The 7,042-nt window shown below is 48.4% G+C and carries 7 protein-coding genes; 1 reads left to right on the top strand and 6 read right to left on the bottom strand.

What is annotated here, in order from left to right:
• Window positions 1–493: 493 nt before the first annotated feature.
• A complete protein-coding gene (locus J4G07_21475; GenBank protein ID MCE2416556.1) occupies window positions 494–2,110 on the top strand; it encodes a gamma-glutamyltransferase in 1,617 nt (538 codons plus the stop codon).
• A 49-nt stretch (window positions 2,111–2,159) separates the two neighbouring features.
• Here the strand turns inward: J4G07_21475 and J4G07_21470 are convergent, their stop codons facing one another.
• From J4G07_21470 to J4G07_21445, 6 genes are all read right to left on the bottom strand, one after another.
• Window positions 2,160–3,482, bottom strand: coding sequence for an AAA family ATPase (locus J4G07_21470; GenBank protein MCE2416555.1), 1,323 nt, complete (start codon window positions 3,480–3,482; stop codon window positions 2,160–2,162).
• A 16-nt stretch (window positions 3,483–3,498) separates the two neighbouring features.
• On the bottom strand, window positions 3,499–4,296 hold the full coding sequence (locus J4G07_21465) for a sugar phosphate isomerase/epimerase (protein ID MCE2416554.1): 798 nt from the start codon (window positions 4,294–4,296) through the stop codon (window positions 3,499–3,501).
• 12 nt (window positions 4,297–4,308) lie between these two features.
• Window positions 4,309–4,998 carry a GNAT family N-acetyltransferase gene (locus J4G07_21460; protein ID MCE2416553.1) on the bottom strand — a complete coding sequence of 230 codons (690 nt, stop codon included), beginning with the start codon at window positions 4,996–4,998 and terminating at the stop codon, window positions 4,309–4,311.
• A gap of 8 nt (window positions 4,999–5,006) precedes the next feature.
• Complete coding sequence (locus J4G07_21455; protein MCE2416552.1) at window positions 5,007–5,705, bottom strand: GNAT family N-acetyltransferase; 699 nt, start codon at window positions 5,703–5,705, stop codon at window positions 5,007–5,009.
• A gap of 14 nt (window positions 5,706–5,719) precedes the next feature.
• Window positions 5,720–6,400, bottom strand: coding sequence for a LamG domain-containing protein (locus tag J4G07_21450; protein ID MCE2416551.1), 681 nt, complete (start codon window positions 6,398–6,400; stop codon window positions 5,720–5,722).
• A gap of 63 nt (window positions 6,401–6,463) precedes the next feature.
• Window positions 6,464–7,042, bottom strand: a 579-nt coding sequence (locus J4G07_21445) for a class I SAM-dependent methyltransferase (GenBank protein ID MCE2416550.1), incomplete at its 5' end; no start/stop codon positions are given.

Here is a 7,042-nt window from a genome sequence, read left to right as displayed (position 1 = left end):
CTCTGGAAAAAATACTACCTTTCGCAAACTCAAAGAGGCTACTGAAAACTCCCTAAATTGACACCTATGGTGCGGTTGGGAAACCGCACCTACCGGACCTGGGAGATGGGAAAACCACCCTTTTTTTAAATTGACACCTATGGTGCGGTTTCCTAACCGCACCATGGGTGTCAATTTAGGGATATTTCACTATATGTGGGCGCATTGTTCTTGGGTTCAGCCCAGTTCGGTTAAGAAACCGAACCGGTGTAGAGTGTATAGGTAATTCTAAAATCTACCATAAACGAATCTGCTCTATTACTATTAGAAGTTGCACAAGATGAATTTTTATGCTATGCTCTAACCCAAAGAAGAGAATCAGAAGAATGGTTATCAGTTAAGAGGTTTTCGTTAACAAAAGCCTCTTCTGACTGACTGCCGACAACCGAAAGGATTTTCGCAGAAAATCCGTACTGACAACCATTCCTCTGACGCTTATGCAAAGGAGAGACCGATGCCAAATACTCAAGAAATTGGATGGAAAGCCGTTAGTAAAACGGGAGTCGTTGCCGCAGGCGGTGCAAAGGCTGTCGCCGCAGGAATCGAGATTCTGGAAGCAGGCGGAAATGCGGCAGACGCAGCGGCAGGAACGATTCTCGCACTCAATGTTACAGACCATGGTGCCTGTTCTATCGGGGGTGAGGTGCCACTCCTTATCTTTGACTCGGAAAAACAGGAAGTGAAATCCCTCTCAGGACAGGGACGTGCCCCGCTTTCGCAAGATGCGATTGATTGGTACATCGAGAACGATATCCCCAACGGCGACATTAAAATGGCACCCGTCCCGTCGGTTGTCGACCTCTGCACGACCACGCTCAAGTTGTATGGCACAAAGACATTTGAGGAGATCGTATCGCCCACACTGGCACTCCTTGATGCTGGCGAGGCAGATTGGCATCCTGATTTGGCGACTACCCTGCGTCGGATGATTGTGTCGGAACAGAAAACGTCTGGTAGCCGCGAGGATAAAATCCAAGCCGCAAGTGATCGTTTCTATGGACGGAACGGTGCTAATAGCGATATTGCCGATGCGTTAGAAGGTTTTTACATTGACAAGGGTGGGTTTCTTCGTAAGGCAGATCTCGCTGCCCATGTTACGCTTGTTGAAGACCCAGTAACGGTGGATTATCGAGGGTATACGGTATACAAGTGCGGTCCATGGACACAGGGTCCCTATCTCTGTCAGGCATTGCGTCTATTGGAAGGCTTCGATCTCAAAGCGATGGGCAACTCCTCAGCAGACTACGTGCATGCGGTTACGGAAGCACTTAAATTAGCGATGGCTGACCGCGATGCGTATTATGGCGACCCGGAATTTGTAGATGTCCCAATGACCGCATTGCTTTCGGATGCCTACACTGAGATTCGCCGACCGCTCATCGATATGCAGAAAGCATCGCACGAAGCGAGACCCGGTGATGTGGATAACATGGAACCCCTGAAGGCAGGTGGTGTATTTCGACCCGGAGTCGGTGGAACGACGACCTGTGCGGTTGCTGATCGGTGGGGAAATGTCGTCTCTGCGACACCGAGTGCGAATGTCTATCATGCAGGAGGCATGGTCGGACCGACGGGTGTCAGTTACGGCAATCGTTTACGCAGTCTCAATACAACGTCCGGACATCCGAATTGTATCCAGCCCGGAAAGCGTCCGAGAATCACGCTGACCCCTACACTCGTTCTCAAAGACGGTGCCCCAATTTTAGCAATCAGCGTTGCGGGTGGTGATCTGCAAGATCAAGCGACGATGAATTTGCTACTCGATTTCGTTGAATTCGGTATGCTACCGGAAGATGCTGTCACAGCACCACGCTTCGCTACCGCACATCACGAAGACTCATTCGATCCGAATCCGAACCGTATAGAGACGTTCGGGCAAGCGGGTTCGTTGACGATCAACAATAGTGTCAGCGAAAACGTCCGGCAGGAGCTTGCCGGTCGCGGTCATCAAGTTAGAGCACACGGAGGTGCTATTGCTGCGCCTTCCATGCTCCATATTGACAAAGATAGTGGAACGTTCTATGCTGCCGGAGACCCAGCTGCCGGACGGCATGCTGCGGGTTTAGCGTAAAGATGAAACTGCCTGTCAGAGGAACACAAAAACCGTGAATAGACTGATGTTACGCATCAAAATCCCCCCGCAAGATACGTTCTGAAGGGGATAGAGCATCTTCGTCGTCCAATGCTACCTCAATATCTGATTTTTTCCATAGTGGGCCCACATGCATCATATTGAAAGGTTCAATTTCTGTGTTCCCGTTAACCTTACGGCAAACATACAACGATTCGGGAGGAATAAGGTCGGGTAAAAGCGACGAATGTGTTGTCACAATGAACTGAGTATCTTCAAGAGTCATACGAGTTTCCAAAAACTGAGCAATGCGCCGAATCCTGCGAGGGTGAATGCCATTTTCTGGTTCCTCAAATCCTATCAGTGCCGGAGGCTCTTCGGCACCAACGAGTGCCAAAAGCCCTAAAATCCGAAATGTGCCCTCCGATAAAACGCGGGCAGAAATGCGCTTTTCACCTTCACGCAAATCTAATTCAACTTCACCTAATTCGTTAACACTGACATCAATTCCCGTTATAGACGGAATCATGGTATGGAGCGATTTCTGGACAGATTGAAATTGTTGCTTATTACGAGCTTGCAAAGTATTGAGAAAGGCTGCGAGATCCTCCCCCATTGATCCAATGTCGTGAACTGCTTTGACTGGGTTTGGGAGCCTCATTTGTTCTCTGGGCTCAAGATAGAAAGTAAGCCAGTTCGCCAACTCTTGCTGCATTGCAGTCAAGTGAGGATAATGAGGAGGATAGTGCGACCTCGAAAGGATACTGTAGTCAAGGTAGCGTTCATAGTAGAGTGGATGCGCTTGTCCTTCCATCCGCAAATGCAACCGATCCCCGGTGCGTTCTAAGAAAGGCTTCCTGTTCTGTTTTGGGTGCCCTTCCTCGGTTAATGCTGCGAGATATTCATCTGCCACGCGTAAGATGCCGAATTCTGGAAGCATTTCGACCTCAATTCGGTACCGTAGATCTTTCTCACGCACAAGTACCCGCCGATCCGAAACAGATTTATCAGCACTTTGCGTGCTTTTTGCCGTTGTTTCTCTTATTTTTTCAATACGCTGATTGACACTTTCAATAACTGCTGCGGAAAGTTGAACATCTACCTCTATACTGAACGACACTTTTTCCTTTTCCAGAAGGCTCTTGATACCTTCATCTCCAAAAGTGAACGATTCCAGTGGATGCCCTCGGTATGGAGGCTCAAATGTTTCCTCCAAGGTATGACAGGTTGACATCCGAGACAAAAGTTGTAGAGCATCAAGGAAATTGCTCTTTCCTGAGGCGTTAGGACCCACGAGCACGGAAAGAGATTTGAGATTTAGCTCAAGATCCACGAGTGATTTATACCCCTGAATTTTGATTCGCTTCAGCATAGTAGTGTGCCTCCGTTCAATATCCAAGACCCCTCAGATATTCTCGATTTACGACTGCAGCTTCAGCCGGTGGGCGTGGCGGATAGGGACGGTCGAGTTCGACAGAGACCCATCCGTCATAACCGACGGATTCGAGTCCTTCCAAAGCAGCTTTGACATCAAGCCCTAAGTTCCCCGCACCCAGTTCAGCAAAACGCGCCTGCTCACCGAAACGTTGCGTTCTATAGTCCCATGTTTCTGGATCGTTGGCGTGGCAGTCCTTGAGATGGACGTGTCCAATCCTATTCCGCAAATTTTCGCTCTCAAAAACCTGCATCGGATCACTCCCCGCAGCGAGCATGTGCCCTGTATCAAATAGCAACCAGAGGCTCGGCGCAACTGCCAAGAGGCGTTCGGCATCTTCAACCGTCTCAAGCATTGTGCCAAGATGTGCGTGATGGAAGCCTTTGATGTGGTGCGCGTCGCAGAATGCCAGGATGTCGTCTAAGGTTCGTGCAGCGTTCTCAAAATCCGCATCGCTTGGATCGGCACCGCCCCATTCACTCCGACGTAATGATGGGACTTCAGCGGCATTGTTGCCCAGTGTGATATTGAACTTTATCTTGTCAAGTCCCGCACTACCTGCGTTGACGATATGAAGTCCAAGACTGCGCGCAAGGGTTGCCATTTCAACGAGTCCTTCTGCGTCCTCCATAGGAACACTTTCGACCCCGTCCCAACCCGCATCGGCGACTTCGCGCAATACTTTTTCTGGATTCTCTTGCTGTTCACCACCAAACTGGATGAGGTGACAGGCAAGTCTGAATTTTCCCATGAATATTTCTCCTTACTTATTATTGTTGAGTGCTGTTAAGGACAACTTTCGGTCAGGGTTCTGATACAACCACATTTCCATGTTTTTCTTAATAGCAGGCCATTCGCTGTCCAACATTGAAAACCAAGCAGTATCCCTGTTCCGACCTTTTACGATTATATGTTGTCTGAAGATACCTTCAAACTTAAAACCGAGTCGCATCGCTGCAGATCGAGACTTTTCATTCAGAGAATCGCATTTCCATTCGACGCGTCGGTATTGCAGCCTATCGAAAGCCTCGCAGAGCATGAGGTATATGGCTTCCGTGTTCACGTTTGATCTCTGAAAATCCAGTGAATACCAAATATGCCCAAGTTCCAGTCGTCGCATATCAGAGACGATATTCAGAAAACTTACCATACCAATGCGTTGCTTCGATTCATAGTGGTGAACGGTAAAGAAGAGTGGATCGCTTGATTGAGTCCCTTCCGCAAGCCATTCCTGCATGCTATGTCTGTTGTCAAAGGGACCGTAACTCATGTAGGTCCAGATTTGCTCCTTTATATCCGACCCGTGGGAGCACTCATAAAGTTCCGAAACATCGGCTTGTGGATCGACTGGAGACAGGGTAACAAACTTACCCACATAGTCGGTTCTCTGAGGTAAATCAACAGAAGCAACAGGTTGAACCATATTCCCAACTTGGAGAGATGATTGTGTCATAGCAATTCCTATTTGAATGCGTATTCCCACCGGTGGTATTGGCCGTGGTTGGTGGCGGGGGTTAATAGGTCAGGGACGGTCGTCTGTTTAAGACTGTCTGGGATAAACAGTCCTGTATTCATGCGGTTCTCATGAGAAATACGATTTTGAGCCGCACGAATCACATTGTGCTGTTCCTTCACGGATAGTTGAGACGCAATAAATCCTTCAATCCACAACCCGCGATAGAGTAATGTATTGACGGGTATAAGATGGACAGTCTCCGGTACATTGGTGGTGGGTTGGCAAGCTAAAGGATCCCAAAGAAAAAGACTACGCACTTGAGCATCCGTTGTAAATCCCGCCTTGGAAAAAGCTCCTTGGCTTGGATAATTGTCAATGCGGATGGATGCCGCCGCGCAATGCACCCCGAGATTAGAACCGTAGGTTAACGCTTCTTCAATGAGAGAGGTGCCTATACCCTTTCCTCGACGCGTAGAACGAACAATAATAAGATCTATTTCCCATCGAGGTATTGCGCTGAGTACCAGAAAAGCGGAAAGAAAACCTACGATTTTGCCATTATCCACTGCCACGAAGACTTGATGCTCAGGCGACGAGATGTGATCGGTGAACACATCAGAGAGCAGCGATTCTCCCCAGGTCTCCTGTAGGATTCGGTGGATTGCTTCCTCATCGTCTGGGTTCGCGAATCGAATGTCCGACATTGTTTTTTCTGTACTTATCTCGCAATTTTTTTTAGTAGTCCCCAAGTCGTCGCCGCTTTGTCCAACGGCGATACACTCAAAACCTGCTCCATATCTTGCTGAATCTCATCTTCGGTCAGGACACGGTTATAGATGACGAATTCATCAAGCCTTCCGCCATAGGGCCACGGACCATCGAGACGGTTGCCGAACCAGTGATCTGCCGGAGAAGTCGGAATTTCGCCTTGCACTTTATAGGTATTATCAAGTTTGCCGTTGATATAAAGCCGAAGTTCCTTATCAAACTCGTAAACGGCGGCAACGTGCGACCATTTATCGTTCGGAATCTCGTTCTTTGCGCTGTTCCATGTGCGTCCACCAGCACCGGGGCATCCCATCCACACTGAGGGTTTTCCTTGATGGATACTCAGATAATATGTGTGAGGTCCCGCCTGTCCGCGCACATTGCGATAATCGCCGACGCTTTCTGGGTATACCCATACCTCCATCGTCAAACTCTTGGTAATTGCAAGACTGTCAGATGCTTCGGCGGCGACGACCCCTTTCTGAATCTGTTCGTTAAAAAACACTCCCGAGTTGATCTTTCCATCTTTCTCCCATTTAGCATCGCCTTCAAGCGTACCATGGTTTCCCTTGCCGCTCAGGTCTTCAATCTCTTTTCCCTTTCCCTCATCGAACGAGTAATAGAGTACCATTGCGTCGTCCTCAATCGCCTCGCTCCTGCCGCGCTCAGAATATAGAAAACTATCCTTCTCATTTCATACCTCCATCCGTTTACGAACAATAAGAGAATTGAATATCCTACCTTCATGAGGCTCTAATCGCCGGTAGTATTCTAACTTAAATGATCGTTGTAGGACTTCGAGAAGTGCCTCTACCTTCCAGAAAGAGAAAAACCGCTTCGGCTCATATCCATCCTGTTCCCAGATACCTTCAAAGTTTTGGTCTCCCCAAATGCCGATATACATCAAACCATTATCGTTGAGCCGCCTTGAAATCAGAAGCAAAATCCGATCAAAGTCCTGTTTCGGTATATGCAGGAGACAATTCATGGTATATACCGCATCAAAACGCTCGTTAATTTGGTCGAGATCGTAACAGTCCAAAACCTGAGCAGCGATACCTTTTTCTGCAGTGAGATTCACCATCGTTGGCGTATTGTCCACCGCCAAAACTCGGAGCCCTTGACTTTGAAAAAATTGGGCATCCCAACCGGGACCACACCCAATTTCAAGGAGGGTCTCTCGTTCCTCAGCCTCCAAGAATTTGAGAAACTCCGACCGCTCCTGGACCTTGAATTCGTCAGGAGAGTGAGATGCCCTTTCATGGGCGTACTT

This window comes from Candidatus Poribacteria bacterium (assembly GCA_021295715.1).
GTDB lineage: Bacteria > Poribacteria > WGA-4E > WGA-4E > WGA-3G > WGA-3G.
This window is presented reverse-complemented; position numbering and strand designations above follow the sequence as displayed.

Excerpts from the sequence above, each read along its gene's own strand:
- J4G07_21475 (MCE2416556.1), top strand. The coding sequence starts at position 494 with ATGCCAAATACTCAAGAAATTGGATGGAAAGCCGTTAGTAAAACGGGA.
- J4G07_21470 (MCE2416555.1), bottom strand. The coding sequence starts at position 3,482 with ATGCTGAAGCGAATCAAAATTCAGGGGTATAAATCACTCGTGGATCTT.
- J4G07_21465 (MCE2416554.1), bottom strand. The coding sequence starts at position 4,296 with ATGGGAAAATTCAGACTTGCCTGTCACCTCATCCAGTTTGGTGGTGAA.
- J4G07_21460 (MCE2416553.1), bottom strand. The coding sequence starts at position 4,998 with ATGACACAATCATCTCTCCAAGTTGGGAATATGGTTCAACCTGTTGCT.
- J4G07_21455 (MCE2416552.1), bottom strand. The coding sequence starts at position 5,705 with ATGTCGGACATTCGATTCGCGAACCCAGACGATGAGGAAGCAATCCAC.
- J4G07_21450 (MCE2416551.1), bottom strand. The coding sequence starts at position 6,400 with ATGGTACTCTATTACTCGTTCGATGAGGGAAAGGGAAAAGAGATTGAA.